The sequence below is a fragment of the Klebsiella ornithinolytica genome (assembly GCF_030505655.1).
Taxonomy (GTDB): Bacteria; Pseudomonadota; Gammaproteobacteria; order Enterobacterales; family Enterobacteriaceae; genus Klebsiella; species Klebsiella ornithinolytica.
Window position 1 is genome coordinate 5,363,123 of the sequence record NZ_CP130153.1, and the last position, 26,225, is coordinate 5,389,347.

Sequence of the window (26,225 nt, forward strand, 5' to 3'; positions counted from 1 at the left end):
GGTGATGAAGTTGATTAATGCTCCATCACAGGCCGCATTCACTGGACTCTGCGTCGCGATAATGCAACGCCTGCGCCGATGAGCGCGCCCACGATACCCCACATCACCATCAGAAATACGCGCCGCGGGCTATCGCGTTTTACCGGTTCTTCCGGCGTACGCAAATACCGGTAAGTCTGAAAACGTGGATCTAATGTCGGTCCGACGTTGAGCGTATTCAGCATGGCCCGGCTTTGGTCATAGTCGAGATCGTATTCCGGCCCCACCGCTTGCAAGTTTTCCAGCCGCGCCTGCAGCATTGGCCTGCCGAGCAAGAACAGCTCGGAATCCGGCAGCTGATCGGCCGGGATATCCGTTTCACTGCGGGAGATGTTGTGCTGCTGCGCCACTTTCAACGCCTCTTCCACGCTGTGAGTACGACGGTTGAAAATTTCGCGCGCCACCTCTTCCTGGCGCTTCACCTGTGCTTTCATCTGCACGGTGCGGGCCGCCCAGGCACCTTTCAGCTCGTCATTCAGATGCCCTGCCGCACGCTGGCTGGCGAAGGCCACGTACTGGCGCAGCAGATTATTGGCATCCGCCGCGGTCTCGGCCGTCAGCTTCACGCTGTCGTTAACATTTTTTAGCGGGTCGCCGGGCATGAACTGAATATTGTTAATCAGATCGTCCAGCAGCGCAGCGTCCGCGCGGGCATTGCCCGACTGGCGCTGTTTGTAATAGTCGGTTTGCAACCAAAAATCGCGGCGGGTATCCCAGGATCCCTGCTGCATGATGAACTCTTTGTAGGCTTGATCCATCGCCGACGGCTGGTCGACAGGAACCAGATTGGCTTTAATATCCAGATTGCGTAAGAACTGCTGTTGAGAATAGTAACCGCCCAGCATATTCACGGTTGGCCGATCGGTTATCGCCGTTGCGCTCCACTCCTGGCGAGCAAAGAAGGCGTAAACCAGAACGATCAGCGCAAATAGCACGGCCATACCGGCTATCCAGATTTTTCCTGCCCATAAGGCGCGAAACAGCCCGCGAATATCCAGCTCATTCTCAACGTTCACTGCTTGTGCTCCCGGTAATGGTTGAGTCATCACGTCCCCAGTTCTACTTGGTTAATTTTGGATTATTGCCGCTGTGTCGCCGTATTCTGCGTCTGATGCGCTTAACCAGTCGCGCCACTTTCCATGCGCGTTTAATGCAGTAGCCATAAAGGAAAAAGGCCAACAAAAAGAGAATTAACATCACCCATTCAGGAACGATACGGGTATATTCCGCCACCACGCCCACCAGCGCCAGCAGCGCGGCCGCCAGCGTGATCAGGACAAACGCCTGTCGGGAAGTAAACCCGGCACGCATGATCAAATGATGAATATGCTGGCGATCCGGAGAGAACGGACTCATGCCTTTACGCAGGCGACGATACATAATCGCCACCATATCCATCAACGGAATCGCAATAATCCACAGGGCGGTCACCGGGCTAATGGGATGCGTTTTGCCCTGGGTCGTTTCCAGCAGAATCCAGATGATGGTGAAGCCAATCATGGTACTGCCGGCATCCCCCATAAAAACTTTATAACGACGGCCAAGCGCGCCGAGGTTAAGTAAAATATAGGGCAGAATGGCGGCTATCATCGCAAAACACCACATTGCCAGGCTGTATTGGCCGTCAAACCACAGAATAATGCCGGTTGCCGCAAAGGAGACCGATGACAGACCGCCGAGCAGGCCGTCGATACCATCGACCATATTAAAGGCGTTAATCGCGGCCCAGACGGCAAAAAGGGTGAGGAAGAAACCAAAGGGGCCGAGGACCAGCTCCCACGAACCAAAAATATAGCCCAGACTACTCAGGTGCAGATTTCCTGCCGTCATCATGACAACGGCAATGGCGGCCTGAATCACCGCGCGAATTTTTACACTGATATCAAACCGGTCATCCAGCGCACCGACCAGCACAAGGATGCCGGCACAGGCCAGATATAAGGATGAATGGGGAATGTAATAATCAGCGATGGCAAAAGTAAAACAAATGCCAGCATAAACTGAGATGCCACCCACTAACGGAACCAAACCCTGGTGCCGTTTTCGATAGTTAGGTTTATCCACTAACCCGACTTTTTTTGCTGCTTTTCGGGCAACAAATATAAAAAGGGTAGTGAATAAGAAAATACTGATTAATTCAGTAATAGCAGTGAGTAAATTCACAACACATGTGCTCTCAGCATGGTTAATCCGGGAAGTATAACGACGATGTCTCAACTCCTGAAGGGGTAAAGCAGAACATTACAAATTTATTGTATAGATTTTAGTCTGTTAAAATCATCTCTGCCTGGAGTGGTGCGCTAATCATACGATAATCCCTGCTTCCTTTTCCCTTCCTGGATCATACAAACCCAAAAAACAAAACGCCACGCGATTGCGTGGCGTTTTTGGGCTTTTTTTTAACTTACGAGCGCTTCATCATATCGAAGAAGTCATCGTTCGTTTTGGTCATCGCCAGTTTGTTGATGAGGAACTCCATCGCGTCAATCTCACCCATCGGATGGATAATTTTACGCAGGATCCACATCTTCTGCAGCTCTTCCTGGGTGGTGAGCAGCTCTTCTTTACGGGTACCGGAACGGTTGTAGTCGATAGCCGGGAAGACGCGTTTTTCAGCGATTTTACGCGAGAGATGCAGCTCCATGTTACCGGTGCCTTTAAACTCTTCGTAGATAACCTCATCCATTTTGGAGCCGGTATCAATCAGCGCGGTGGCGATGATTGTCAGGCTACCGCCCTCTTCCACGTTACGTGCTGCACCGAAGAAACGCTTCGGACGATGCAGGGCGTTGGCATCCACACCACCGGTCAATACTTTACCGGAAGCCGGAACAACGGTGTTGTAGGCACGTGCCAGACGAGTAATGGAGTCGAGCAGAATGATAACGTCTTTCTTGTGCTCAACCAGACGTTTCGCCTTCTCGATAACCATCTCGGCAACCTGAACGTGGCGAGAAGCCGGTTCGTCAAAGGTAGAAGCAACCACTTCACCTTTAACCAGACGCTGCATCTCGGTCACTTCTTCCGGACGTTCGTCGATCAGCAGCACCATCAGCACGCAGTCAGGATGGTTGTACGCGATGCTCTGCGCGATATTCTGCAGCAGCATGGTTTTACCGGCTTTCGGCGGTGCAACAATCAGACCACGCTGACCGCGACCAATTGGCGAAGCCAGATCCAGCACACGTGCGGTTAAGTCTTCGGTTGAACCGTTACCACGTTCCATGCGCAGACGTGAGTTCGCATGCAGCGGCGTCAAGTTCTCGAACAGGATCTTATTACGCGCGTTTTCCGGCTTGTCGTAGTTAACTTCGTTAACTTTCAACAGCGCAAAGTAACGCTCACCCTCTTTAGGAGGACGAATCTTACCGGAAATGGTGTCACCAGTGCGGAGGTTGAAACGGCGGATTTGGCTTGGGGATACGTAGATGTCATCGGGACCGGCGAGGTAGGAGCTGTCTGCGGAGCGGAGGAAACCAAATCCATCCTGCAGTATCTCCAGTACGCCATCGCCAAAGATATCCTCGCCACTCTTCGAATGCTGCTTGAGGATGGCAAAAATAATATCCTGCTTACGCATACGGGCCAGGTTTTCCAGCCCCATATTTTCGCCGAGAGTAATCAGCTCAGAAACCGGCGTATTCTTTAATTCGGTAAGATTCATAATGGTGTGGGTTCTTAAACTCGGGGTAGAACTCGAACTTAATGTTGTGAATGGTATGGCAGGAACATCCATGCCTGTTAACGGCCTTCATCTCGTGCCTGTACGTTGCCTGGTCACAGGAAAGAACGCAGAGCTGGAACGACAAAACGGAATGAGTGAAAAGCCCGGAATTTGTAGCCTCTCGCGCATTTTCTGCGGGACGCTTCGGGTAAAACAAGATTCAAACAATAAGGTATGTTTAAAACGAAGTCTGAAGTTAACTTAGCACGACTCTGGCCGGGCGTCCAGAGTTCCGCTAAAAATAGGAACCCGGACGCCGGAATGGCAAACTGCTTACGCCAGGTTGGCGTCGAGGAAATCTTTCAGCTGGCCTTTAGACAGTGCGCCAACCTTAGTTGCCGCCACTTCGCCGTTCTTAAACAGCAGCAGAGTCGGGATGCCGCGAATGCCGTATTTCGGCGCAGTACCCGGGTTCTGATCGATGTTCAGTTTAGCTACGGTCAGTTTGCCCTGATACTCTTCAGCGATCTCATCCAGAATCGGGGCGATCATTTTGCACGGACCGCACCACTCTGCCCAGAAATCGACGAGGGTTAGCCCGTCAGCCTTGAGTACGTCCGTGTCAAAACTGTCGTCAGTCAGGTGAATAATTTTATCGCTCATATTTAACTCCACAGGAATAAGCCTGGTGTGTTGGTGTCGCAGACATCAACGACGTGCCGATGCTACGTTATACACGTTATTTTTCAGGATGCCTCTATTACTGGCCACTGCGCGATCCGATCCCTCATGGATGTCGTCTTGCAGGAGCCAAAGCAAACCGCCTTCAAACCGTTCCCGGTAGATTAATTCTCCTCGACTCGCTGAGTAGTCTAAGCTTTCGAGGATTCATCAGGTTGCCGTAGATGCACCTTAAGTCATTTCGCGTATAGCCAACGAAAGGTTGACGTTATTTCAACGGATACGCTTTCTTAATGCAATAGTTAGCTGATATTCTACCACACTATGAGCAAAACACATTTAACAGAACAGAAGTTTTCCGACTTCGCCCTGCACCCGGCAGTGATTGAAGCCCTTGAAAAGAAAGGGTTTCATAATTGTACGCCCATTCAGGCACTCGCTCTTCCGCTAACGCTGGAAGGTCGTGATGTCGCCGGGCAGGCGCAAACCGGTACCGGAAAAACGATGGCGTTCCTGACGTCAACGTTTCATTACCTTCTCTCTCACCCGGCCAGCGCTGACCGCCAGGTAAACCAACCGCGTGCGCTGATCATGGCTCCTACGCGTGAGCTGGCGGTACAAATTCACGCTGACGCAGAACCGCTGGCTGCGGCCACTGGCCTGAAGCTGGGTCTGGCGTACGGCGGCGATGGCTACGATAAGCAGCTGAAAGTGCTGGAAAGCGGCGTCGATATTCTGATCGGTACCACCGGTCGTCTTATTGATTACGCTAAACAGAATCACATTAACCTTGGTGCGATTCAGGTCGTCGTACTGGATGAAGCCGATCGCATGTACGATCTCGGCTTTATTAAAGATATCCGCTGGCTGTTCCGTCGCATGCCGCCGACCAATCAGCGTCTGAACATGCTGTTCTCCGCAACCCTTTCTTACCGTGTCCGCGAACTGGCGTTTGAACAAATGAACAACGCCGAATATGTTGAAGTCGAGCCGGAACAGAAAACGGGTCACCGGATTAAAGAAGAGCTGTTCTATCCTTCCAACGAAGAAAAAATGCGCCTGCTGCAGACGCTTCTGGAAGAAGAGTGGCCGGATCGCGCCATTATTTTCGCGAACACTAAACATCGTTGCGAAGATATCTGGGGCCACCTGGCAGCAGACGGTCATCGCGTCGGTTTGTTAACCGGCGACGTCGCACAGAAAAAACGTCTGCGGATTCTTGAAGAGTTCACCCGTGGCGATATCGACATTCTGGTGGCGACCGACGTTGCTGCACGTGGTCTGCATATCCCGGCCGTAACGCATGTCTTTAACTATGACCTGCCGGACGACTGTGAAGATTACGTCCACCGTATCGGCCGTACCGGTCGCGCGGGCGCCAGCGGTCACTCCATCAGCCTGGCCTGCGAAGAGTACGCGCTGAATCTTCCGGCGATTGAGACCTACACCGGTCACTCTATTCCGGTCAGCAAATACAACCCAGATGCACTTATGACAGATTTGCCTAAGCCGCTGCGCCTGACGCGCCCGCGCACTGGCAATGGCCCGCGTCGCAGCGGTCCGCCTCGTAACCGTCGTCGTTCAGGTTAAATACATTTATGCTCAGTTCCACCTCGCTTTATGCAGCTATCGATCTTGGTTCTAATAGCTTTCATATGTTGGTTGTACGCGAGGTGGCCGGGAGCATCCAGACGCTCAGCCGCATCAAGCGCAAAGTGCGTCTGGCCGCTGGCCTGAACAGCGATAACACGCTCTCCGCGGAAGCGATGGAGCGTGGATGGCAGTGTTTGCGTCTGTTTGCCGAACGCCTGCAGGATATCCCCCCCATTCAGATTCGCGTTGTGGCCACCGCCACGCTGCGCCTGGCCGTCAATGCCGACGAGTTTTTAGCCAAGGCCCGGGAAATTCTCGGCTGTCCGGTGCAGGTAATCAGCGGTGAAGAAGAAGCCCGTCTGATTTATCAAGGCGTTGCCCATACGACCGGCGGCGAAGACCGGCGCCTGGTTGTCGATATTGGCGGCGCCAGTACCGAACTGGTGACTGGTACGGGGGCACAGACCACCTCTCTTTTTAGCCTGTCGATGGGGTGCGTCACCTGGCTGGAACGCTACTTCGCCGATCGCAACCTGACAAAAGAAAACTTCGATCTCGCAGAAAATGCGGCTCGGGAAGTTCTGCGTCCGATTACTGACATCCTGAATTACCACGGCTGGAAAGTTTGCGTCGGCGCATCCGGTACCGTTCAGGCTCTGCAGGAAATCATGATGGCGCAGGGAATGGACGAGCGTATCACCCTGGCTAAATTGCAGCAGCTCAAGCAGCGTGCGATCCAGTGCGGGCGCCTGGAAGAGCTTGAAATCGAAGGTTTAACCTTAGAACGAGCGCTGGTTTTCCCCAGCGGGCTGGCCATACTTATCGCCATCTTCAGCGAACTGAATATTCAGTGTATGACCCTCGCGGGCGGTGCGCTCCGTGAAGGCCTGGTTTACGGCATGCTGCATCTGTCCGTCGATCAGGATATCCGTAGCCGTACGCTGCGCAATATTCAACGCCGCTTCATGATCGACACCGAGCAGGCCCAGCGTGTAACCCAACTCGCCGCGCATCTGGTGAATCAGCTGGACGATGCCTGGGAGCTGGAATCGCTCAGCCGCGAGCTGCTCGCCAGCGCCTGCGAGCTGCACGAAATTGGCCTGAGCGTCGATTTTAAACGCGCCCCGCAGCACGCCGCCTATCTGGTGAGCAACCTCGATCTCCCCGGCTTCACGCCGGCGCAGAAAAAACTGCTCGCCACGCTGCTGCTCAACCAGACCAATACCATCGACCTCTCCTCGCTCCATCAACAAAATGCGGTGAAACCGCGGGTTGCTGAGCACCTGTGTCGGCTGCTGCGTCTGGCGATCCTGTTTGCCAGCCGCCGTCGCGACGATCTGCTGCCGGCCATTTCACTCGCCGTCGACGGCGAGAAACTGGTGCTGACGCTGCCGGAGGGGTGGCTGGAAAGTCATCCGCTGGGTCGGGAGATGGTGGAGCAGGAGTGCCAGTGGCAAAGCTATGTCCACTGGGCTCTCGAAGTGGCTTAATTTCGCCTGATAAGCAGCGGGCTCAGTAAAATCTCCCGCTGCGTGCCACCGGGAGATACGCGGTCGTACTACTTCCCTTTCGCTTTTGCCAGCATCGCGCGAATATTGGCGACGTTGGCCTGCCCTTTATGCATCCGCTCCTCCGGCGAGATAACCTTGCGCTCCTGCTCCCAGATCAGGTCATCCTGCGGTAGCTCCAGCAGAAAACGGCTGGGCTCAGGGCGCACCAGCTCTCCGTACTGACGACGCTCTTTACACAGCGTGAAGGTCAGCTCTTTTTGCGCGCGGGTAATCCCGACATACGCCAGGCGGCGCTCTTCATCCACGTTGTCTTCATCGATGCTACTCTGATGCGGCAGCAGCCCCTCTTCCATACCCACCAGATAGACGTAGGGAAACTCCAGCCCCTTTGAGGCGTGCAGGGTCATCAACTGCACCTGATCCGACTCTTCATCGGACTCGCCGCGCTCCATCATATCGCGCAGAGTAAAACGGGTGACCACCTGGGTCAGGGTCATTGGCTCGTCTATGTCGCTGCCCTCGAGCATCTCCGTCATCCAGCTGAACAGCTGATTGACGTTTTTCATCCGCATTTCTGCGGCCTTCGGGCTCGGAGAGGTCTCATACAGCCAGGATTCATAATCCACCCCGCGAATCAGATCGCGCACCGCGGCGACCGGTTCGCGCTCCGCCAGGCGCTGGATATCAGCCAGCCACTGCGTAAACCCGGTGAGCGCATCATAGCCGCGACCGGTTAGCGTCTGGTTGAGGCCCATATCAAAACTGGCGGTAAACAAGCTTTTGTTACGGGTCATCGCCCACTCGCCCAGCTTTTGCAAGGTGGCCGGGCCGATTTCGCGCTTTGGCGTATTAACGATACGCAGGAAAGCGCTGTCATCATCCGGGTTGGTCAGCACGCGCAGATAGGCCAACAGGTCTTTAATCTCGGGCCGTGAAAAGAACGACGTACCGCCCGAAATTTTGTACGGGATGCGGTTTTGCATCAGCATCTTTTCAAAGACCCGCGACTGATGGTTGCCGCGGTAGAGAATGGCGTAATCTTTATATTGCGTCTTATTGATAAAGTGGTGGGCGATCAGTTCCCCGGTCACCCGCTCCGCTTCATGTTCTTCATGGTTCGCTGAAAGCACTTTAAGCTCTGCGCCATATCCCAGCTCGGAAAACAGGCGTTTTTCGAAGACGTGCGGGTTGTTGGCAATCAGGATGTTAGCGGCTTTTAGTATGCGCCCGGAAGAACGGTAGTTCTGTTCCAGCTTAATCACCTGCAGCGCCGGGAAATCCTGGCTCAGCAGGACCAGGTTCTGCGGCCGTGCTCCGCGCCAGGAGTAGATCGACTGGTCATCATCGCCGACGACGGTAAACCGCGCACGCTGCCCCACCAGCAGCTTCACCATCTCATACTGACTGGTGTTGGTATCCTGATATTCATCCACCAGCAGATAGCGAATCTTGTTCTGCCAGCGTTCACGCACCTCTTCATTGCGCTGTAACAGCAGGGTCGGCAACAGGATCAGATCGTCAAAATCCAGCACGTTGCAGGCCTTCATATGGGCATCATAGAGCCCGTAGCAGTGGGCAAAGATCCGATCCCGTTCACCCTTTGCGCCTGCCGCGGCCTGTGCCGGGGTTTGCAGATCGTTTTTCCAGTTGGAGATCGTCGAGATCAGCTGCTGTAACACGACTTTATCGTCGTCGATGAGCCCTTCGGTCAGCTCTTTAAGCAGCGCAACCTGGTCGGTATCATCGAACAGAGAAAAGTTAGATTTCATCCCCAGCGCAGCATATTCGCGCTTAATAATATCCAGCCCCAGGGTATGGAAGGTGGAAATCATCAGGCCCCGCGCTTCTTTGCGCCCCAGCGTTTGCCCGACACGTTCTTTCATTTCACGTGCCGCTTTGTTGGTAAAGGTTACCGCCGCAATATGGCGCGCCTGATAGCCGCATCCGCGGATCAGGTGAGCGATTTTATTGGTGATAACGCGGGTCTTACCGGAACCGGCGCCCGCCAGCACCAGGCACGGTCCGGTAACAAATTCGACGGCTTGTTGTTGGCCAGGGTTTAAACGCATGGGAGTCTTGCTCAATCTTCGAACGGGGTGGGGATTGTAGCAGAAAGCCGGGTGGAGATTTACCGGCTAATGGTAAAGTGTTGGCAACACCGATAATCCAGAGAACAAAACAATGGCAAAGTCCGCAGCAGCCCTGCATATCCTGGTAAAAGAAGAGAAACTGGCCCTGGAGATCCTCGCTAAACTGGCGCGAGGCGTCAGCTTCGATCACCTGGCAAAACGCTATTCGAAATGCCCGTCCGGACGCAACGGCGGCGATCTCGGTGAGTTTACGCAGGGGGCGATGGTCGGGCCGTTTGATAAAGCCGTCTTCACCTGCCCGCTGCTAAAGCCCTACGGACCGGTAAAAACGAAGTTCGGCTACCACATCATTAAGGTGCTCTACCGCCGCTAGCGCATGCTAATATTGCCCTCTGATTCATCGTCAATTATCAAGGTACGATCATGGCAAAAACAGCGGCAGCAATGCACATCCTGGTGAAAGAAGAGAAACTGGCACTCGACCTGCTGGAGCAGATTAAAAACGGCGCCGATTTCGAGAAGCTGGCGAAAAAGCACTCCACTTGCCCGTCAGGCAAAAAGGGCGGTCATTTAGGCGAGTTCAAACAGGGCCAGATGGTTCCGGCATTTGATAAAGTCGTCTTCTCCTGCCCTGAGCTGGAGCCGACCGGCCCGCTGCACACTCAGTTTGGCTACCACATTATCAAAGTCCTGTACCGCAAATAAAAAGCCGGGTGGCGGCTACGCCTTACCCGGCCTACATCTTGCGGTTGTGTGGGTCGGGTAAGCGGAGCGCCACCCGACAATCGGGTTAACCCGCTACTGCAATACGCTTCATATCAGTCATATAGCCGCGCAGTTTCTTACCCACCTGCTCAATAGCGTGGCTGCGGATGGCTTCATTCACGTCGCGCAGCTGAGCGTTGTCTACCGCGCCTTCGGCAATCGCTTTGCCCAGGTCGCCGGTCTGCAGGGTAGTCATGAACTCTTTCAGCAGCGGTACACAGGCATAAGAGAACAGGTAGTTACCGTATTCTGCGGTATCGGAGATAACCACGTTCATTTCGTACAGACGCTTACGCGCGATGGTGTTCGCGATCAGCGGCAGCTCATGCAGTGATTCGTAGTAAGCAGACTCTTCGATGATACCGGAATCAACCATGGTTTCGAACGCCAGCTCAACGCCCGCTTTCACCATCGCGATCATCAGAACGCCTTTATCGAAGTACTCCTGCTCGCCGATTTTGCCTTCAAACTGCGGTGCGGTTTCGAACGCGGTTTTACCGGTCTCTTCACGCCAGGTCAGCAGTTTCTTATCGTCGTTGGCCCAGTCAGCCATCATGCCGGAGGAGAATTCGCCGGAGATGATGTCATCCATATGTTTCTGGAACAGCGGCGCCATGATCTCTTTCAGCTGTTCGGACAGCGCATAAGCACGCAGTTTCGCCGGGTTAGACAGGCGATCCATCATCAGGGTGATACCGCCCTGCTTCAGCGCTTCGGTGATGGTTTCCCAGCCGAACTGAATCAGTTTTTCGGCGTATGCCGGATCGGTACCTTCTTGCACCAGCTTGTCGAAGCACAGCAGAGAACCGGCCTGCAGCATACCGCACAGGATAGTCTGCTCGCCCATCAGGTCAGATTTCACTTCCGCAACAAAGGATGATTCCAGAACGCCCGCACGGTGACCACCGGTTGCCGCGGCCCAGGCTTTAGCAATCGCCATGCCTTCGCCTTTCGGGTCGTTTTCCGGGTGAACCGCGATCAGAGTCGGTACGCCGAAACCACGTTTGTACTCTTCACGCACTTCGGTACCCGGGCACTTCGGCGCCACCATCACGACGGTGATGTCTTTACGAATCTGCTCACCCACTTCGACGATGTTGAAGCCGTGGGAGTAGCCCAGCGCCGCGCCATCTTTCATCAGCGGCTGAACGGAACGCACAACGTCGGAGTGCTGTTTGTCCGGCGTCAGGTTAACCACCAGGTCAGCCTGCGGGATCAGCTCTTCGTAGGTACCCACTTTGAAGCCGTTTTCGGTCGCTTTACGCCAGGATGCGCGCTTTTCAGCAATCGCTTCTTTACGCAGCGCATAGGAGATATCCAGGCCGGAATCACGCATGTTCAGGCCCTGGTTCAGACCCTGCGCGCCACAGCCGACAATGACCACTTTTTTACCCTGAAGGTAGCTCGCGCCATCGGCGAATTCGTCGCGGCCCATAAAGCGACATTTACCCAGCTGCGCCAGCTGCTGGCGCAGATTCAGTGTATTAAAGTAGTTAGCCATGGTGATACCTCGTGATGTTGTACTGTCTTATTGTTCGGTTCGCTTGCCGTGTCTGTGCAAGAGAGAATGAACTTACTATATGACAGGAAATTTATTGCGGAAATTGATATATTCACAACGTCACGTTGCAATTTCTGCAATGCAAAACCGTGGAGTACGGAGTGTGGATTTACGCGATCTGAAAACCTTCCTGCATCTGGCCGAAAGCCGCCATTTTGGCCGCAGCGCGCGGGCGATGCACGTCAGTCCTTCCACCCTTTCACGCCAGATCCAGCGCCTGGAAGAAGATCTCGGGCAGCCGCTGTTTGTTCGCGATAACCGTACCGTCACCTTGACCGAAGCGGGAGAAGAGCTGCGCCTGTTCGCACAGCAGACGCTGCTACAGTACCAGCAGCTTCGTCATGCCATCGATCAGCAAGGTCCTTCGCTTTCCGGCGAGCTGCATATCTTCTGCTCGGTAACGGCAGCCTACAGCCATCTGCCGCCGATTCTCGATCGCTTCCGCGCTGCCCACCCTTCGGTGGAGATCAAGCTTTCCACCGGCGATGCCGCCGATGCGATGGAGAAGGTCGTCACCGGCGAGGCCGATCTCGCGATTGCCGGCAAGCCGGAAACGCTACCGGGCTCCGTGGCGTTTTCGATGCTGGAAAACCTGGCGGTCGTGCTGATCGCCCCGGCATTAGCCTGTCCGGTGCGCACCCAGGTGAGCCAGGAGAAGCCCGACTGGTCAACCGTACCGTTTATCATGGCCGATCAAGGGCCGGTGCGTCGCCGCATCGAACTGTGGTTTCGCCGCCATAAAATCAGCAATCCCTCGATTTACGCCACCGTGGGCGGCCATGAAGCGATGGTGTCGATGGTCGCGCTCGGCTGCGGCGTGGCTTTAATTCCGGAAGTAGTACTGGAGAACAGTCCGGAACCGGTACGCAATCGCGTGATGATTTTAGAGCGCAGCGATGAGAAAACGCCGTTTGAACTGGGCGTATGCGCACAAAAAAAGCGGCTGTATGAGCCGCTTATTGATGCTTTCTGGTCGATTCTGCCTAACCACTGACGTTTTTGCCGGATGGCGGCGAAACGCCTTACCCGGACGGGGATCTGATTGTCAGCCCGCTAAGCGCAGCGCCATCAGGCATTAGCCCGCGAGAAAGAACCTGAACGCCGGGTTATTGGTTTCGTCGTGGCAGTCGTAGCCCAGCTCATGGAGTCGGGTTTCGAAATCCGGCTCATGATCGCCAAGCTCGAACGCCGCCAGCACGCGGCCATAATCGGTTCCGTGGCTGCGGTAATGGAACAACGAGATGTTCCAGTGGGTCCCTAACGTATGCAGGAACTTGAGCAGCGCCCCCGGTGATTCGGGGAATTCGAAGCTGAACAGTCGCTCCTGCAGCGGTTTTGACGGCCGCCCACCGACCATATAGCGCACATGAAGTTTCGCCATTTCGTCATCAGAAAGATCGACAACGCTATAGCCGCCTTCGTGCAGCAGACTCAAAATCTCTTTGCGTTCCTCCAGACCGCGGCTCAGACGAACCCCGACAAAAATGCAGGCATCTTTGGCATCAGCAAAACGGTAGTTGAACTCGGTCACTGAACGACCGCCCAGCAGCTGACAGAACTTCAGGAAGCTGCCCTTCTCTTCCGGAATGGTCACCGCCAGCAGCGCTTCACGTTGCTCTCCCAGCTCGCAGCGTTCGGAAACGTAGCGCAGGCCGTGGAAGTTAACGTTGGCCCCGGAAAGCACATGTGCCAACCGCTCGCCGCGGATGTCATGCTGCGCGATATACTTTTTCATTCCTGCCAGCGCCAGCGCACCAGACGGTTCAGCCACGGCGCGGACATCTTCGAACAGGTCTTTCATCGCCGCGCAAATCGCATCGCTGTCGACGGTGACGATATCGTCAAGATACTCCTGGCAGAGGCGGAAGGTCTCGTCACCGATACGTTTCACCGCCACGCCTTCGGCAAACAGCCCGACGCGCGGCAGATCGACCGGATGCCCGGCGTCCAGCGCGGCTTTCAGACAGGCGGAGTCCTCTGCTTCCACCGCGATCACTTTGATCTGCGGCATCAGCTGCTTGATCAGCACCGCTACGCCTGCGGCCAGACCACCGCCGCCTACCGGGACAAACACGCGGTCCAGATGTGCGTCCTGCTGTAGCAGCTCCAGCGCCAGCGTTCCCTGCCCGGCAATCACCATCGGGTGGTCAAACGGCGGGACCCAGGTGAAGTTCTGCTGTTGCGCCAGTTCGATAGCTTTCGCTTTTGCTTCATCGAAATTAGCGCCGTGGAGCAGGACCTCACCGCCAAAGTTACGCACGGCATCCACTTTGATATCCGCCGTGGCAACCGGCATGACGATCAGCGCCTTCACGCCAAGACGCGATGCCGAGAACGCAACCCCCTGGGCGTGGTTGCCCGCAGAAGCGGTGATCACGCCCTGCGCTTTTTGCTCTTCCGTCAGGCCTGCCATCATTGCGTAGGCCCCACGCAGCTTGAAGCTATGAACCGGCTGGCGATCTTCGCGCTTCACCAGAATCACGTTATCAAGACGCGACGAGATTTTTTCCATTTTTTGCAACGGCGTAATTTGCGCCGCTTCATAGACCGGTGCGCGCAGCACCGCCCTGAGATATTCCGCCCCCTCGGGGGCGGCAGACAGGGGTTGTGATTCAGCCATCATTAACCCCCCAGTTTTGATTTATCGCGAACCGCGCCCTTATCGGCGCTGGTTGCCAGGCTGGCATACGCGCGGAGTGCGAAGGAGACCTGACGTTCACGCGCTTTCGGCGTCCAGGCACGATCGCCGCGGGCCTCTTGTGCTTCACGACGCGCGGCAATTTCGGCATCGCTCAGCTGCAGCTGAATACCCCGGTTTGGAATATCAATGGCAATCATATCGCCATCTTCAATGATCGCAATATTGCCGCCGCTGGCTGCTTCCGGCGAGACATGGCCAATCGACAGGCCCGAGGTACCGCCAGAGAAACGTCCGTCGGTGATCAGCGCACAGGCTTTACCCAGGCCCATGGACTTCAGGAAGGTCGTCGGATAGAGCATTTCCTGCATTCCCGGACCACCCTTCGGCCCTTCATAGCGAATAACCACGACGTCGCCCGCCACCACTTTACCGCCAAGGATCGCGTCAACGGCTTCGTCCTGGCTTTCGTAGACTTTCGCCGGGCCGGTGAATTTCAGAATACTGTCATCCACCCCTGCGGTTTTAACGATACAGCCGTTTTCCGCAAAGTTGCCGTACAGCACCGCCAGACCGCCGTCTTTGCTGTAAGCATGCTCCAGCGAACGGATACACCCTTCGGCACGATCGTCATCCAGCGTATCCCAGCGGCAGTCCTGCGAGAACGCCTGAGTCGTCCGAATACCCGCCGGGCCGGCGCGGAACATTTTTTTCACCGCGTCATCTTTGGTCAGCATGACATCATATTGATCGAGCGTTTGTGGCAGAGTCAGACCGAGAACGTTTTTCACATCGCGGTTCAGCAGCCCGGCACGATCGAGCTCACCGAGAATACCCAGTACGCCGCCCGCGCGGTGCACATCTTCCATATGGTACTTCTGCGTGCTCGGCGCCACCTTACACAGCTGCGGAACCTTGCGGGACAGCTTATCGATATCGCTCATCGTGAAGTCAATTTCCGCTTCCTGCGCGGCGGCCAGCAGGTGCAGAACGGTGTTCGTCGACCCCCCCATGGCGATATCCAGCGTCATGGCGTTTTCGAACGCCGCTTTGCTGGCGATATAACGTGGCAGCGCAGATTCGTCATCCTGCTCGTAATAGCGCTTCGTCAGTTCAACGATACGTTTACCTGCGTTGAGGAACAGCTCTTTACGGTCGGCGTGAGTCGCCAGCAGAGAACCATTACCCGGCTGGGACAGACCCAGCGCTTCGGTCAGGCAGTTCATCGAGTTGGCGGTAAACATCCCCGAACAGGAACCACAGGTCGGACAGGCGGAACGCTCGACCTGCTCACTCTGTTCGTCGGAGACTTTTGGATCCGCCCCCTGAATCATCGCATCGACAAGGTCGAGTTTGATGATTTTGTCAGAAAGCTTGGTTTTCCCGGCTTCCATTGGGCCACCGGAAACAAAAATCACCGGAATATTCAGGCGCAAGGAGGCCATCAGCATCCCCGGGGTGATTTTGTCGCAGTTGGAAATGCAGACCATGGCATCGGCGCAGTGCGCGTTAACCATGTACTCAACCGAGTCGGCGATCAGTTCACGGGATGGCAGTGAATAAAGCATACCCCCATGCCCCATGGCGATCCCATCATCCACCGCGATGGTGTTAAATTCTTTGGCAACGCCGCCTGAGGCTTCAATCTGCTCAGCAACCAGCTTGCCCAGATCGCGCAGATGTACGTGACCCGGTACGAATTGGGTGAAGGAGTTAACAACGGCGATAATCGGCTTACCGAAATCAGCATCGGTCATCCCGGTTGCGCGCCACAGCGCGCGGGCACCCGCCATATTACGGCCGTGAGTGGTGGTGGCGGAACGGTACTTAGGCATGCTTTAGTTACTCCCAGTCTCTGTGACATGGGGCGCTGCGTGCCACCCCATTTTTTTATGCTTATGCTTGAAATATGACGGGTATATTTATTGGTTAACCTGATCCAACCAGCCCCATTTGTCCTCGGTTTCACCGGTGAAGAGACCAAAGAAGGCCTGCTGAATACGCTTGGTGACCGGGCCACAGCGACCTTCGCCAACCTGAATACCGTCCACGCTGCGCACCGGAGTGATTTCCGCAGCAGTACCAGACATAAAGACTTCATCAGCCAGATACAGAGATTCACGGGACAGCACCTGCTCGCGGACTTCAATATCCAGATCTTTTGCCAGTTTAATGATCGCGTCGCGGGTAATGCCCGGCAGCGCAGAAGAGGTAAATGGCGGCGTGAACAACACGCCATCTTTCACTTCAAACAGGTTCTCACCCGCGCCCTCGGAGATATAGCCGTTAACGTCCAGCGCGATCCCTTCCTGATAACCATGGCGGCGCGCTTCGCTGCCAACCAGCAGGGAAGAGAGGTAGTTACCACCGGCTTTTGCAGCGGTCGGGATGGTGTTGGGCGCGACACGGTTCCAGGAAGAAACCATCGCATCGATCCCCTGATCCAGCGCTTCAGCGCCAAGATAAGCTCCCCACGGGAACGCCGCGATGATCACGTCAGTGCTGTATCCCGCAGGCGGGTTAACACCCATGCCGACGTCGCCAACAAAGACCAGTGGACGAATATACGCGCTGGTCAGGTTATTTTTGCGGATAACTTCGCGGCAGGCTTCCATCAGCTCATCAATGCTTTGAGAGACCGGAAAACGATAGATTTTGGCTGAGTCATGCAGACGCTGCATATGTTCGCGATGACGGAACACCACCGGTCCTTTATGCGAGTCGTAGCAACGGATGCCTTCAAACACGGAAGTACCGTAGTGAAGCGCGTGAGACATCACGTGAACCTTCGCCTCTCCCCACGGAACCATCTCGCCGTTGAACCAAATGTAATCAGCTTTTTTCGTCGTCATTTTTCTTCCCTTGCGCTTATGCGCGGATTTGTTGTGATGTTGGTTGCTGGATCTCGACGCAGGCGACGTCGACCAGCTTACTTAATTGACTAAACAGTAATTCGACGGGCCGCTGGCTGGCAACGGTCAATTCGATATTTATGTTGCCGGCATCTGCCGCGGTTTCCATATTCATGGAACAAACCTGAAAGCCGCGGTGACGAACCACGCGCAGCACGCGTTCTAAGGTTTCCGGGTTGAAGCGAGCCTGTAAAGCGACCTGATGTTGCATCATGATAATTTCTCCAGCATTTCTGCGTTACTGGCACCGGGCGGTACCAACGGCCAGACGTTCTCAAGCTCATCGATTGAGACATGAAGCAGGTATGGCCCCTGGCTCGAAAGCATGGTGTCGAGAGCCGCTTCAACCTGGTCTTTACGGGTGATGTGCTGTCCAGGAATGCCGAAGGCGCTGGCCAGCGTGACAAAATCGGGATTATCGGTGAGGGTGGTTTCGCTATAGCGCTCCTCAAAAAACAGCTGCTGCCACTGACGCACCATGCCTAAACGCTGGTTATCCAGTAACAGGATCTTCAACGGCAGCTGTTTACGCTTCACGGTACCCAGCTCCTGCACGTTCATCATGAACGAGCCATCGCCGGAGACGCAGATAACGGTATCGTTCGGACGTGCAACTTGAGCGCCAACCGCCGCCGGCAGGCCAAAACCCATCGTGCCCAAACCGCTGGAGGTAATAAAATTCTCAGGACGGGTATAGGTCATATGCTGCGCTGACCACATTTGATGTTGACCCACGTCGGTTGTGACAACGCTATCGGCCGGCTTACGGTCGGAGAGCTGTTTGAGCAGCAGCGGTGCGTAAATACCCTCACCCGGGTGGTCGTAGCGCCATGCGTGCTCATCACGCAGCGCCTGATTATGCTGGCGCCAGGCGTCGATGGTCAGCGGCTTCTGCAACGCTGGCAGCAATGTATTCAGATCGCCCGTCAGGGCAACATGTGCCTGACGCAGCTTGTTCAGCTCCGCCGGATCGATATCCAGATGGATAACTTTGGCGTGCGGAGCAAAGGTGTTCAGCTTCCCGGTAACACGGTCATCGAAGCGGGCGCCAACGGCGATCAACAGGTCACATTCCTGTACCGCCAGATTGGCCGCTTTGGTGCCGTGCATCCCCAGCATTCCCAGATAGTACGGATAGGCCGCATCAACGGCGCCCAGACCTTTCAGCGTGCAGGTGACCGGCATTTGCGTAATGGCGATAAACTCGCGTAACGCAGGAACCGCCTGCGCCATACCCACGCCACCGCCGACGTACAGCATCGGTTTTTGCGCGGCGGCTAACATCTGCAGCGCCTGCTCAACTTCTGCATGGGGGAAGGCAATGTCGTTATCAACCGTCGAGAAATACGGTTCAAGCTCGCCCTTCGCCAGCTGGATATCTTTAGGGATATCAACCAGAACCGGACCTGGGCGGCCAGAGTTTGCGACCTGGAAAGCTTCAGCGATCACTCGCGGCAGCTCTTCCAGCGACTGCACGAGAAAACTGTGTTTCGTACAGGCCAGCGACAAACCAAGGACGTCCACTTCCTGGAAAGCATCGGTGCCGATAAACGGCGCCGCGACCTGACCGGTGATGGCGACAACAGGGATAGAGTCCAGTAACGCATCAGCCAGGCCGGTGATCAGGTTCGTCGCACCTGGACCTGATGTGGCGATGCATACGCCGGTTTTGCCGGTGGCGCGAGCATAGCCGATAGCTGCCATGGCCGCTCCTTGCTCGTGGCGGCACAACAGGTGTTCCACGCCGCCGTCATACAATGCATCGTAAACCGGCATAATCGCGCCACCAGGATAGCCAAAAACCGTGTCGACCCCCTGTGCCCGCAAAGCATGTACTACCCACTGCGCCCCATTCATAGTTAGTTCCCCGTCATAGATCGGGAGAAACAGAATTTTATGCTATTCGTCATTGTCTGCTCCTCGCTTATCATTTTTAAGTTATAAAAAAACCCCCGGACCTTTCGGTGCGGGGGTCTTAGTTCGTTAAGGCTTGATTTCTAAGCCTTTCCTCGTCCAAGTGCAGCCCCGCACGGTGGGATAATAATCACCACCACGCTAATCACGACCAGGCTAATCACTCGTAGAAGGGCTGTCATTTTCTGTACTTTCTGGCTTCTTGTTCGAAGGAATACCTAAAGAGTTACCACAGACATCACAATAAACACAAGATTTTTTTATACATCACTTACTGATCGCGCTAACAGTTTTTTGTAAAACAATTGTTTTTAATAGAAAAAATATAAAATGAAAAAAATTCAATTTATCACCCTTTTCTATGATGCTGCGGCGGTTTCCGCCAATACGCTCTTTCACCATGGTGAGCGTTTGCGATGCCGCTTCCATCATGTGTGAAATGTCACAATATCCGGCGATATTCGCTGGAACATGCCGCGTATAATGCATTTCTTACTCATTACTGCCCCTTTTTCTGCCGACATAATGCTCGTACTCAGGAGGCATTATGTCACTCGCGATTATCTACACACGGGCTGCTTTTGGTATCAGTGCCCCGCTTATTACGATCGAAATTCATATCAGCAACGGGCTTCCGGGGTTAACCATGGTAGGGCTTCCTGAAACCACGGTCAGAGAGGCTCGCGACCGGGTACGCAGCGCGATAATTAACAGCGGCTATACGTTTCCGGCCAAAAAGATCACCATCAATCTGGCCCCTGCCGATTTGCCAAAAGAAGGCGGGCGATACGATCTCCCCATCGCTCTCGCGCTTCTGGTCGCGTCGGAGCAGTTAGATGCGTCCAGGTTGAAGCAATATGAGTTTATCGGCGAGCTCGCGCTCACAGGGGCGCTACGTGGCGTTCCTGGCGCTATCTCCAGTGCAATGGAAGCGATAAAAGCCGGGCGACAAATTATCGTCGCTGAGGATAACGCGGCGGAAGTGGGGCTCATTGAGGGCCACGAGTGTCTTGTCGCCGGGCATCTGCAGGAAGTGTGTGCGTTTCTCGAGGGACGCCATGCGCTCAATCCTTCCATACCGGAGGAAGAGCATCCTGATGACTCTCTACCTGATCTGAGTGATGTGATTGGCCAGCAGCAAGGAAAACGTGCATTGGAAATCGTTGCCGCAGGGGGCCACAACCTGCTGTTGATTGGCCCTCCCGGAACAGGAAAAACCATGCTTGCCAGCCGGCTGCCAGGTCTTCTGCCACCGTTAAGCAATCAGGAGGCGCTCGAAAGCGCCGCTATCCTTAGTCTGTTGAGCCGCTATCGCGCAACAAAACAGTGGCGTCGGCGACCGTTTCGCAGTCCACATCACAGTGCTTCTCTCGCGGCAATGGTGGGGGGCGGTTCAATCCCGATACCCGGAGAGATCTCGCTGGCACACAATGGGGTGCTGTTTCTGGATGAACTACCGGAGTTTGAACGTCGGGTATTAGATGCTTTGCGGGAGCCGATAGAGTCAGGAAAAATACATATTTCACGAACCCGTGCGAAAATTGACTATCCGGCACATTTTCAGCTTATTGCGGCCATGAATCCCAGCCCCACCGGGCATTACCGGGGCCATCATAATCGCGCATCACCGGAACAAACCCTACGCTATCTGAGCCGCCTGTCCGGACCGTTCCTCGACCGGTTCGATCTCTCGCTGGAAATTCCTCTACCGCCCCCGGGAGCGCTTAGCCAGGCAGCCTCTGGCGTGGAAAATAGCGCCAGCGTGAGGAAGCGGGTTCTCGTCGCCCGAGACAAACAGCTGGCCCGGCAGGAGAAACTCAATGCCCAGCTGGAGAGTAACGAAATGAAAATCTGGTGTCCGCTCAGTAAAGAGGATGCTATCTGGCTGGAACAGGTATTATCGCAGCTGGGGCTTTCTATCCGCGCCTGGCAGCGTCTGCTGAAAGTCGCCCGGACCATCGCCGATATAGGAGGGGAGCCCTGTATTGAGCGCCACCACCTGCAGGAGGCTCTTGGCTATCGAGCGATAGACAGGATGCTGAACCATTTGCAAAAACTCATGGCATAAAAAAAGGGCTTACGCCCTTTTTTGTTAATCATCGCTTTCGGTGTAATCTTCAGCGCCTTCAACCTGCGGTTTACCGCCGGACAGCGTATGAAAACGCTTAGGCCGCTTAATACGCGCCATATACTTAATCCAGACGCGTTCCATTTCCGTGGCTGGCTCACGTTCACCACGACATACCGAAACAAACTGTTTTTCATCTTCGGTGACAGGTTCGCGTTTACCCAGTTCCAGTTCGTTAAGAGCATAACCATGCTGTTCCAGCAGTTGTGCCTCTTTGATGGTGAAATCACCATGACGGGAGAACCCGCGCGGATAATGTTTATTATCGAAAAAACGATTAGTCGTCATAAAGCTTTCCGCCATCCTACACGCTCCTGATTCTTTGGCCGAGCTATTTATGGCGCGGAGTATTAGTTACGCTTGACAGAGTGTAAAACAAAAGATTTAAATCATTACGACAAATAATTTTGCGGAGAAGAGTGTGGATACGGAATTGCTCAAAACTTTCCTTGAGGTGAGCAGAACTCGCCACTTTGGACGAGCAGCAGAGGCGCTTTATCTGACGCAGTCGGCCGTCAGCTTTCGTATTCGTCAGCTGGAAAACCAGCTTGGCGTGAACCTTTTTACCCGCCATCGCAATAATATCCGCCTGACGTCAGCCGGCGATAAGCTCCTTCCTTATGCCGAAACCCTGATGAACACCTGGCAGGCGGCACGAAAAGAGGTTGCGAATGCTTCCCGACATAATGAATTCTCAATTGGCGGCAGCGCATCTTTGTGGGAATGCATGCTTAACGGATGGCTGGGGAAGCTCTACAAAGAGCCCTGTAACCTGCAGTTTGAAGCGCGGATTGCGCAGCGACAATCGCTTGTTAAACAGTTACATGAGCGACAGCTTGATCTACTGATCACGACAGAATCGCCGAAAATGGACGAATTAAGCAGCCAGTTGCTTGGTAATTTTACGCTGGCACTCTACTGTGCCTCGCCATTTAAAACTAAGAATGAATTGAATTATCTGCGCCTTGAATGGGGCCCGGACTTCCAACAAAATGAGGTCGGACTGATTGGCAGTGATGATGTTCCTCTGCTGACAACCAGCTCTGCTGAACTGGCCTATCAGCAACTCGCCGCGCTAAATGGTTGTACATGGCTGCCGACACGCTGGGCGAAGGATAAAAGCGGCCTGCATACGGTGACGGACAGTACAACGCTATCTCGCCCCCTGTACGCTATCTGGCTACAAAACAGCGATAAACAGGTACAGATCCGCGAAATACTGAAGACAAACATACTGGAATAATGCACGCCTCCAGGGACGGAGGATGTTGGAAGATTCTGGGGATGGAAAATAACAGACAAAAAAAATCCTTTGCCTGAGCAAAGGATTATATATGGCAGGGGCGGAGAGACTCGAACTCGCGACACCCGGTTTTGGAGACCGGTGCTCTACCAACTGAGCTACGCCCCTAAATCTCTTACTATTAAGCCCGCTAATTAACTTAGCAGGCTTAACTTTTAATAAGTGGCGGAACGGACGGGACTCGAACCCGCGACCCCCTGCGTGACAGGCAGGTATTCTAACCGACTGAACTACCGCTCCACCGAATTTTTCTACAACTACTGATTTTTACATCAGTTTACTGCGTAATTTGATGCCTGGCAGTTCCCTACTCTCACATGGGGAGACCCCACACTACCATCGGCGCTACGGCGTTTCACTTCTGAGTTCGGCATGGGGTCAGGTGGGACCACCGCGCTATCGCCGCCAGGCAAATTCTGTTTCACCCCGCATTTCTGCGTGATGATGAATCTGTAATCAAGCTGAACATTTCGTCTCTTCGCCAAAACAGCTTCGGCGTTGTAAGGTTAAGCCTCACGGTTCATTAGTATCGGTTAGCTCAACGTATCGCTACGCTTACACACCCGACCTATCAACGTCGTCGTCTTCAACGTTCCTTCAGGACTCTCAAGGAGTCAGGGAGAACTCATCTCGGGGCAAGTTTCGTGCTTAGATGCTTTCAGCACTTATCTTTTCCGCATTTAGCTACCGGGCAATGCCATTGGCATGACAACCCGAACACCAGTGATGCGTCCACTCCGGTCCTCTCGTACTAGGAGCAGCCCCCCTCAATTCTCCAGCGCCCACGGCAGATAGGGACCGAACTGTCTCACGACGTTCTAAACCCAGCTCGCGTACCACTTTAAATGGCGAACAGCCATACCCTTGGGACCTACTTCAGCCCCAGGATGTGATGAGCCGACATCGAGGTGCCAAACACCGCCGTCGATATGAACTCTTGGGCGGTATCAGCCTGTTATCCCCGGAGTACCTTTTATCCGTTGAGCGATGGCCCTTCCATTCAGAACCACCGGATCACTATGACCTGCTTTCGCACCTGCTCGCGCCGTCACGCTCGCAGTCAAGCTAGCTTATGCCATTGCACTAACCTCCTGATGTCCGACCAGGATTAGCTAACCTTCGTGCTCCTCCGTTACTCTTTGGGAGGAGACCGCCCCAGTCAAACTACCCACCAGACACTGTCCGCAACCCGGATCACGGGTCTACGTTAGAACATCAAACATTAAAGGGTGGTATTTCAAGGTTGGCTCCACGCAGACTGGCGTCCACGCTTCAAAGCCTCCCACCTATCCTACACATCAAGGCTCAATGTTCAGTGTCAAGCTATAGTAAAGGTTCACGGGGTCTTTCCGTCTTGCCGCGGGTACACTGCATCTTCACAGCGAGTTCAATTTCACTGAGTCTCGGGTGGAGACAGCCTGGCCATCATTACGCCATTCGTGCAGGTCGGAACTTACCCGACAAGGAATTTCGCTACCTTAGGACCGTTATAGTTACGGCCGCCGTTTACCGGGGCTTCGATCAAGAGCTTCTCCTTACGGATAACCCCATCAATTAACCTTCCGGCACCGGGCAGGCGTCACACCGTATACGTCCACTTTCGTGTTTGCACAGTGCTGTGTTTTTAATAAACAGTTGCAGCCAGCTGGTATCTTCGACTGATTTCAGCTCCACGAGCAAGTCGCTTCACCTACCATCAGCGTGCCTTCTCCCGAAGTTACGGCACCATTTTGCCTAGTTCCTTCACCCGAGTTCTCTCAAGCGCCTTGGTATTCTCTACCTGACCACCTGTGTCGGTTTGGGGTACGATTCGTTGTTACCTGATGCTTAGAGGCTTTTCCTGGAAGCAGGGCATTTGTTACTTCAGCACCGTAGTGCCTCGTCATCACACCTCAGCGTTAACAGAAGTCCGGATTTACCTAAACTTCCCGCCTACATGCTTAAACCGGGACAACCGTCGCCCGGCTAACATAGCCTTCTCCGTCCCCCCTTCGCAGTAACACCGAGTACAGGAATATTAACCTGTTTCCCATCGACTACGCCTTTCGGCCTCGCCTTAGGGGTCGACTCACCCTGCCCCGATTAACGTTGGACAGGAACCCTTGGTCTTCCGGCGAGCGGGCTTTTCACCCGCTTTATCGTTACTTATGTCAGCATTCGCACTTCTGATACCTCCAGCAACCCTCACAGGCCACCTTCAACGGCTTACAGAACGCTCCCCTACCCAACAACACATAGTGTCGCTGCCGCAGCTTCGGTGCATGGTTTAGCCCCGTTACATCTTCCGCGCAGGCCGACTCGACCAGTGAGCTATTACGCTTTCTTTAAATGATGGCTGCTTCTAAGCCAACATCCTGGCTGTCTGTGCCTTCCCACATCGTTTCCCACTTAACCATGACTTTGGGACCTTAGCTGGCGGTCTGGGTTGTTTCCCTCTTCACGACGGACGTTAGCACCCGCCGTGTGTCTCCCGTGATAACATTCTTCGGTATTCGTAGTTTGCATCGGGTTGGTAAGTCGGGATGACCCCCTAGCCGAAACAGTGCTCTACCCCCGAAGATGAGTTCACGAGGCGCTACCTAAATAGCTTTCGGGGAGAACCAGCTATCTCCCGGTTTGATTGGCCTTTCACCCCCAGCCACAAGTCATCCGCTAATTTTTCAACATTAGTCGGTTCGGTCCTCCAGTTAGTGTTACCCAACCTTCAACCTGCCCATGGCTAGATCACCGGGTTTCGGGTCTATACCCTGCAACTTAACGCCCAGTTAAGACTCGGTTTCCCTGCGGCTCCCCTATACGGTTAACCTTGCTACAGAATATAAGTCGCTGACCCATTATACAAAAGGTACGCAGTCACCTAACAAGTAGGCTCCCACTGCTTGTACGTACACGGTTTCAGGTTCTTTTTCACTCCCCTCGCCGGGGTTCTTTTCGCCTTTCCCTCACGGTACTGGTTCACTATCGGTCAGTCAGGAGTATTTAGCCTTGGAGGATGGTCCCCCCATATTCAGACAGGATACCACGTGTCCCGCCCTACTCTTCGAGTTCACAACGTGTGCATTTTAGTGTACGGGGCTATCACCCTGTACCGCCGGACTTTCCAGACCGTTCCACTAACACACGCGCTGATTCAGACTCTGGGCTCCTCCCCGTTCGCTCGCCGCTACTGGGGGAATCTCGGTTGATTTCTTTTCCTCGGGGTACTTAGATGTTTCAGTTCCCCCGGTTCGCTTCGTTAAGCTATGTATTCACTTAACGATAGTGTGACGAATCACACTGGGTTTCCCCATTCGGAAATCGCCGGTTATAACGGTTCATATCACCTTACCGACGCTTATCGCAGATTAGCACGTCCTTCATCGCCTCTGACTGCCAGGGCATCCACCGTGTACGCTTAGTCGCTTAACCTCACAACCCGAAACTGTT

Annotated in this window: 22 protein-coding genes, 2 tRNA genes and 2 rRNA genes; 7 read left to right on the forward strand and 19 right to left on the reverse strand. The window is 54.3% G+C overall.

The window, feature by feature from the left end; genetic code table 11:
• Positions 1-38: 38 nt before the first annotated feature.
• From wzzE to trxA, 4 genes are all read right to left on the reverse strand, one after another.
• Entirely contained in the window at positions 39-1,085 is a 1,047-nt protein-coding gene (gene wzzE, locus Q1L34_RS25365; protein WP_015585414.1) for an ECA polysaccharide chain length modulation protein, read from the reverse strand.
• Between the two features lie 13 nt (positions 1,086-1,098).
• Positions 1,099-2,202 carry a UDP-N-acetylglucosamine--undecaprenyl-phosphate N-acetylglucosaminephosphotransferase gene (gene wecA, locus Q1L34_RS25370; RefSeq protein WP_004869531.1) on the reverse strand — a complete coding sequence of 368 codons (1,104 nt, stop codon included), beginning with the start codon at positions 2,200-2,202 and terminating at the stop codon, positions 1,099-1,101.
• Positions 2,203-2,443: 241 nt separating this feature from the next.
• Positions 2,444-3,703 (reverse strand): transcription termination factor Rho, encoded by a 1,260-nt coding sequence (gene rho, locus Q1L34_RS25375; protein ID WP_002883293.1) that lies wholly within the window; start codon positions 3,701-3,703, stop codon positions 2,444-2,446.
• A 333-nt stretch (positions 3,704-4,036) separates the two neighbouring features.
• Positions 4,037-4,366, reverse strand: coding sequence for a thioredoxin TrxA (gene trxA, locus Q1L34_RS25380; protein WP_004869525.1), 330 nt, complete (start codon positions 4,364-4,366; stop codon positions 4,037-4,039).
• A gap of 342 nt (positions 4,367-4,708) precedes the next feature.
• On the opposite strand from trxA, the gene rhlB reads away from it, so the two are divergent.
• Both rhlB and gppA read left to right on the forward strand, forming a co-directional pair.
• Positions 4,709-5,974 carry an ATP-dependent RNA helicase RhlB gene (rhlB, locus tag Q1L34_RS25385; protein ID WP_004869522.1) on the forward strand — a complete coding sequence of 422 codons (1,266 nt, stop codon included), beginning with the start codon at positions 4,709-4,711 and terminating at the stop codon, positions 5,972-5,974.
• Between the two features lie 8 nt (positions 5,975-5,982).
• Positions 5,983-7,467, forward strand: a complete 1,485-nt coding sequence (gppA, locus tag Q1L34_RS25390) for a guanosine-5'-triphosphate,3'-diphosphate diphosphatase (RefSeq protein WP_015585415.1) — start codon at positions 5,983-5,985, stop codon at positions 7,465-7,467.
• 68 nt (positions 7,468-7,535) lie between these two features.
• Here gppA and rep read toward each other — a convergent pair whose 3' ends face one another.
• Complete coding sequence (rep, locus tag Q1L34_RS25395) at positions 7,536-9,557, reverse strand: DNA helicase Rep (RefSeq protein ID WP_004869516.1); 2,022 nt, start codon at positions 9,555-9,557, stop codon at positions 7,536-7,538.
• 112 nt (positions 9,558-9,669) lie between these two features.
• Here rep and ppiC (Q1L34_RS25400) point away from each other — a divergent pair, with 112 nt between their 5' ends.
• Together ppiC (Q1L34_RS25400) and ppiC (Q1L34_RS25405) are read left to right on the forward strand one after the other, a co-directional pair.
• Positions 9,670-9,951 (forward strand): peptidylprolyl isomerase PpiC, encoded by a 282-nt coding sequence (gene ppiC, locus Q1L34_RS25400; protein WP_004869513.1) that lies wholly within the window; start codon positions 9,670-9,672, stop codon positions 9,949-9,951.
• 50 nt (positions 9,952-10,001) lie between these two features.
• Positions 10,002-10,283, forward strand: a complete 282-nt coding sequence (ppiC, locus tag Q1L34_RS25405; RefSeq protein ID WP_004869510.1) for a peptidylprolyl isomerase PpiC — start codon at positions 10,002-10,004, stop codon at positions 10,281-10,283.
• An 85-nt stretch (positions 10,284-10,368) separates the two neighbouring features.
• Here the strand turns inward: ppiC (Q1L34_RS25405) and ilvC are convergent, their stop codons facing one another.
• Positions 10,369-11,844: a ketol-acid reductoisomerase gene (gene ilvC, locus Q1L34_RS25410; RefSeq protein WP_015585417.1), complete on the reverse strand. Its 1,476-nt coding sequence runs from the start codon at positions 11,842-11,844 to the stop codon at positions 10,369-10,371.
• Between the two features lie 163 nt (positions 11,845-12,007).
• On the opposite strand from ilvC, the gene ilvY reads away from it, so the two are divergent.
• The gene (ilvY, locus tag Q1L34_RS25415; protein ID WP_004869503.1) at positions 12,008-12,898 is read left to right on the forward strand and encodes an HTH-type transcriptional activator IlvY; all 891 of its coding nucleotides are present in this window, start codon (positions 12,008-12,010) and stop codon (positions 12,896-12,898) included.
• Between the two features lie 81 nt (positions 12,899-12,979).
• Here the strand turns inward: ilvY and ilvA are convergent, their stop codons facing one another.
• The 8 genes from ilvA to Q1L34_RS25450 form a co-directional block, all read right to left on the reverse strand.
• Complete coding sequence (gene ilvA / locus Q1L34_RS25420; RefSeq protein WP_015585418.1) at positions 12,980-14,524, reverse strand: threonine ammonia-lyase, biosynthetic; 1,545 nt, start codon at positions 14,522-14,524, stop codon at positions 12,980-12,982.
• Between the two features lie 2 nt (positions 14,525-14,526).
• Positions 14,527-16,377: a dihydroxy-acid dehydratase gene (gene ilvD, locus Q1L34_RS25425; RefSeq protein ID WP_004869495.1), complete on the reverse strand. Its 1,851-nt coding sequence runs from the start codon at positions 16,375-16,377 to the stop codon at positions 14,527-14,529.
• A gap of 87 nt (positions 16,378-16,464) precedes the next feature.
• Positions 16,465-17,394, reverse strand: a complete 930-nt coding sequence (gene ilvE, locus Q1L34_RS25430) for a branched-chain-amino-acid transaminase (RefSeq protein WP_004869492.1) — start codon at positions 17,392-17,394, stop codon at positions 16,465-16,467.
• A 16-nt stretch (positions 17,395-17,410) separates the two neighbouring features.
• The gene (gene ilvM, locus Q1L34_RS25435; protein ID WP_004869489.1) at positions 17,411-17,668 is read right to left on the reverse strand and encodes an acetolactate synthase 2 small subunit; all 258 of its coding nucleotides are present in this window, start codon (positions 17,666-17,668) and stop codon (positions 17,411-17,413) included.
• The gene (ilvG, locus tag Q1L34_RS25440) at positions 17,665-19,311 is read right to left on the reverse strand and encodes an acetolactate synthase 2 catalytic subunit (RefSeq protein WP_004869487.1); all 1,647 of its coding nucleotides are present in this window, start codon (positions 19,309-19,311) and stop codon (positions 17,665-17,667) included. Before ilvG ends, ilvM begins: the two co-directional genes overlap by 4 nt.
• A gap of 2 nt (positions 19,312-19,313) precedes the next feature.
• Positions 19,314-19,385 carry a peptide IlvX gene (ilvX, locus tag Q1L34_RS28450; RefSeq protein WP_201405924.1) on the reverse strand — a complete coding sequence of 24 codons (72 nt, stop codon included), beginning with the start codon at positions 19,383-19,385 and terminating at the stop codon, positions 19,314-19,316.
• Between the two features lie 66 nt (positions 19,386-19,451).
• Positions 19,452-19,550, reverse strand: coding sequence for an ilv operon leader peptide (gene ilvL, locus Q1L34_RS25445; protein WP_001311244.1), 99 nt, complete (start codon positions 19,548-19,550; stop codon positions 19,452-19,454).
• 85 nt (positions 19,551-19,635) lie between these two features.
• The gene (locus Q1L34_RS25450; RefSeq protein ID WP_069476335.1) at positions 19,636-19,857 is read right to left on the reverse strand and encodes a hypothetical protein; all 222 of its coding nucleotides are present in this window, start codon (positions 19,855-19,857) and stop codon (positions 19,636-19,638) included.
• A 58-nt stretch (positions 19,858-19,915) separates the two neighbouring features.
• On the opposite strand from Q1L34_RS25450, the gene Q1L34_RS25455 reads away from it, so the two are divergent.
• Complete coding sequence (locus Q1L34_RS25455) at positions 19,916-21,436, forward strand: YifB family Mg chelatase-like AAA ATPase (protein ID WP_015585420.1); 1,521 nt, start codon at positions 19,916-19,918, stop codon at positions 21,434-21,436.
• 24 nt (positions 21,437-21,460) lie between these two features.
• Here the strand turns inward: Q1L34_RS25455 and Q1L34_RS25460 are convergent, their stop codons facing one another.
• On the reverse strand, positions 21,461-21,799 hold the full coding sequence (locus Q1L34_RS25460; protein WP_004869479.1) for a MaoP family protein: 339 nt from the start codon (positions 21,797-21,799) through the stop codon (positions 21,461-21,463).
• Positions 21,800-21,917: 118 nt separating this feature from the next.
• Here Q1L34_RS25460 and hdfR point away from each other — a divergent pair, with 118 nt between their 5' ends.
• Positions 21,918-22,739 (forward strand): HTH-type transcriptional regulator HdfR, encoded by an 822-nt coding sequence (gene hdfR / locus Q1L34_RS25465; protein ID WP_032690060.1) that lies wholly within the window; start codon positions 21,918-21,920, stop codon positions 22,737-22,739.
• A 92-nt stretch (positions 22,740-22,831) separates the two neighbouring features.
• On the opposite strand, the gene Q1L34_RS25470 is transcribed toward hdfR, so the two are convergent.
• From Q1L34_RS25470 to Q1L34_RS25485, 4 genes are all read right to left on the reverse strand, one after another.
• Positions 22,832-22,907, reverse strand: a tRNA-Trp gene (locus Q1L34_RS25470).
• Between the two features lie 55 nt (positions 22,908-22,962).
• Positions 22,963-23,039, reverse strand: a tRNA-Asp gene (locus Q1L34_RS25475).
• Positions 23,040-23,093: 54 nt separating this feature from the next.
• A 5S ribosomal RNA gene (gene rrf / locus Q1L34_RS25480) occupies positions 23,094-23,209 on the reverse strand.
• Positions 23,210-23,301: 92 nt separating this feature from the next.
• Positions 23,302-26,207 (reverse strand): 23S ribosomal RNA (locus Q1L34_RS25485).
• Positions 26,208-26,225 lie beyond the last annotated feature (18 nt).